The following is a 2,817-nucleotide window of genomic DNA, read 5'->3' as shown; positions in this document are numbered from 1 at the left end:
AAGGGGGTTCTGCAGTTGGGGTTGTTTTTACGGTGGTCTTGATGACGGGTTTTCAAGGGTACTCAAGAAACCGGTCATGAAAAAGATCAACCCCAAATGGATATATCTTCCTTTCGCGGTTCTCCTCCTTGTAGCATTAGCCGCGGCAGCCTACCTTTCCCCCACCTATTGTAGCTGGCTATGTCCTTTCAAGGCGGTAACAGAGTTTGAGGCTGTTACCTCAACGAAGATCCTCATTCAAACCATCATCTTTGTCAGCCTTTTCATTGGTCTTGTGATCGTTTTACCTATCCTGACAAAGAAGAGGACGCAGTGCGCGTTTTTATGCCCTTTCGGCGCCATGCAGTCGCTGACAAATAAAATAAACGTCTTTGACGTGCGGATCGACAAAGAGAAGTGCGTGAAGTGTAAACGGTGCATCCAGGTTTGTCCTACCCTGTCTATGAACGAAGAGAGCCTCGAACATGGCAGAACCCGCATTACCTGCATGAAGTGCGGCAAATGCATCGACAATTGTCCGAAAGGCGCTATCAGCTACCATATAAAAGGGACCGATATCCCTGGAAAGAGGAACACCTATCGTCTTCTTTTTCTTTTTGCTGCCTTCCTGTTTCTCGCGATATTTTCCTCCCATATTATTCAGGATGGGATTATAAGGATCCTGAAGCTTGTTACAACAGGGAGCATGATCTCATGAGGTGTGTTTGATGCCGAAGATACGATCGATCGTCGGGTATATGTGGGCTGTCGCAGCAATCATTGTGGTCTTTGCGACATTCCTGGGAAGTGGTTTCTTCAGCCGCGCCCTTGTTGCTGCCACAGGGGTCAAGATTTCCCCGGTGTATTCGGGAGGAGAGGTTGTGAAATCTGTCGATCATGGTTCGTACAGGGCATTTATCCACCGTCCTGTCTTCGACGCCCTCATCGGTGAAAAGAGTGAAGGTTTTATTCAGTTGAACTGGGAACCCCTCGCGGGCTTGCCGCCTGTCATTGAGGAATCGGTGGATTATAACGGCGACGGCAAAGAAGATTTCTCAATTCGAATAGATACGAAGACAGGGAAATCCTCGCTCACCCGCGTCAATCCGCTGGTTATATCTATCGTGACAACGGCGAAGCTCGACAACGGATGGGTTGTCAGGGTACAATTGAAGAAGAAGGACTGATATGCAGATTCCCACGGGCTTGCCCGTGGCGCTATAAATACACGCCTTGCGGGAAAGACTGCATTCACCTGCTTATCTTAACGGCCGATTAAACTTATTAGCAAACATTATGGATACCCTGGGACCTTTTTCTGATAACATATAAAATGAACGGGATTAATGAAAAAGGGTGCAGATATTGAATAATACGAACACAGAATATAAAGGGGTAAAAGGATGGCTGCTGCTGCTCTGTGTATGCCTCACAATACTTGACCCTTTCAGCGCGTTTATGACGCTCATCGCCATCACCAACGCGACGAAGCCATATTTTGGCCAGCACCCCGGGATATTCCGGCTTATACTGATCGGCGGTATATGCAGCACCTGCCTGATAGTATTCAGCATCTACGCGGGTCTGTCCCTCTGGAGGATTGTCCCGAATGCAGTTACCACAGCGAAACGATACCTTATCAGCGCCTTCCTTTATTCTTTGTTTTCGATATTTCTCCCTGCCATGGTGGGTATTTCAGAAGGAAGCTTCCCGGATGTTGCGCAGACCTCCTCGATCAATAATTTCGTTGTCATGTTCTACCTGTCCCTCTGGTATCTCTACCTGATGAGGTCTAAAAGGGTGAAAGCGACATATATCAACCCCTCTGGTGTTTCAAAAAACTGAGGAGGTTCTGGATTGCCGTATCTGCCCGGATAGCCCCTTTCTTGATCTTGTCGCAGGCATCGATGAGTACGCCGTCTTCAACTGATGCCCGGACATATGCGATTCCCTGAAGAATGATGCTGAGGGGGTTTTTCAGCTCATGGGCGATCCTCGCGGAAAGTTGCCCGAGAAACGCAATATTTTCTGACCGGATGAGCATTACCTCTTGTTCCAGTTCCTTGATCCTCTGTTTCAGGTCAGATATTTCTTCGAGCAGTTCCTGATCTTTTCGGGGCCGATCTTTCAAATGACCTCCTGGTCACTTCAGTATCTACCTCACAGTATATTTTCTGCCGGAAAGTCTTACAAGATGTATAATAAATATACGGGTTAAACAGTTTTACAGTTGGTACAATAATACGGGGTAGGTCAGATTAACGGCACGACTCCTTTTTGACAGGGTAATATTGCTCGATCTTTTCGATGAGATTCTTCGATACGACCGGCTTGGTAATAAAATCCCTTCCACCGATCTCCCCTCCATATCCCGCAAGGTTATTATCGCTGATCATGGCCGTAACGAAAACAAAGGGGATATTTTTCGTTGATTCATCCTCAAGGAGGATCTCCGCAACACGCCCGCCGTCCATCTTCGGCATGACGATATCGAGGAATATGAGATCGGGTTTAAGCTGTTTCGCCAGCCTGATGCCTTCAATGCCGTCCGTGGCCGTGAAGACCTGGTATTCCCCTGTTCTTTCAAGGTTCAGTTTTACAAAGAAACAAAAGTCCTCTTCATCGTCAATAAGAAGGATCTTCTTTTTATCCATCAAGAGCGTTCTCCTTAAAAATACTGGTATGAGATAGAAAGCGGCCAGTCATAAATCCCGGGTTTTGCGTCTTCAGTCAGGAGAAATCGGTAGTTTAATTCGACGGTGATGGTGCCGCGATTATATGGCTGGTGTACAAAAGCGTTTCCAGAAGTTATCCAGATCTCGTTGGTGAATCCCTGGA

At 47.1% G+C, this 2,817-nt stretch carries 5 protein-coding genes; 3 read left to right on the top strand and 2 right to left on the bottom strand.

What is annotated here, in order from left to right; translation table 11 throughout:
- From PHU49_16685 to PHU49_16675, 3 genes are all read left to right on the top strand, one after another.
- Nucleotides 1-697: 4Fe-4S binding protein (locus tag PHU49_16685; protein ID MDD5245647.1), on the top strand; the 697-nt coding region annotated here is incomplete at its 5' end.
- A gap of 10 nt (nucleotides 698-707) precedes the next feature.
- Entirely contained in the window at nucleotides 708-1,166 is a 459-nt protein-coding gene (locus PHU49_16680) for a hypothetical protein (GenBank protein MDD5245646.1), read from the top strand.
- A 178-nt stretch (nucleotides 1,167-1,344) separates the two neighbouring features.
- Nucleotides 1,345-1,824 carry a DUF2569 family protein gene (locus PHU49_16675; protein MDD5245645.1) on the top strand — a complete coding sequence of 160 codons (480 nt, stop codon included), beginning with the start codon at nucleotides 1,345-1,347 and terminating at the stop codon, nucleotides 1,822-1,824.
- On the opposite strand, the gene PHU49_16670 is transcribed toward PHU49_16675, so the two are convergent.
- Together PHU49_16670 and PHU49_16665 are read right to left on the bottom strand one after the other, a co-directional pair.
- Nucleotides 1,796-2,110 (bottom strand): histidine kinase dimerization/phospho-acceptor domain-containing protein, encoded by a 315-nt coding sequence (locus tag PHU49_16670; protein ID MDD5245644.1) that lies wholly within the window; start codon nucleotides 2,108-2,110, stop codon nucleotides 1,796-1,798. The two genes, PHU49_16675 and PHU49_16670, sit on opposite strands and share 29 nt — an antisense overlap.
- Nucleotides 2,111-2,237: 127 nt before the next feature.
- Complete coding sequence (locus PHU49_16665) at nucleotides 2,238-2,633, bottom strand: response regulator (GenBank protein ID MDD5245643.1); 396 nt, start codon at nucleotides 2,631-2,633, stop codon at nucleotides 2,238-2,240.
- Nucleotides 2,634-2,817: the final 184 nt, after the last annotated feature.

This window comes from Syntrophorhabdaceae bacterium (genome assembly GCA_028713955.1).
Lineage (GTDB): Bacteria > Desulfobacterota > Syntrophorhabdia > Syntrophorhabdales > Syntrophorhabdaceae > UBA5609.
The sequence above is the reverse complement of the archived record's forward strand: the minus strand, read 5'-3'. Positions and strand labels throughout refer to the sequence as shown.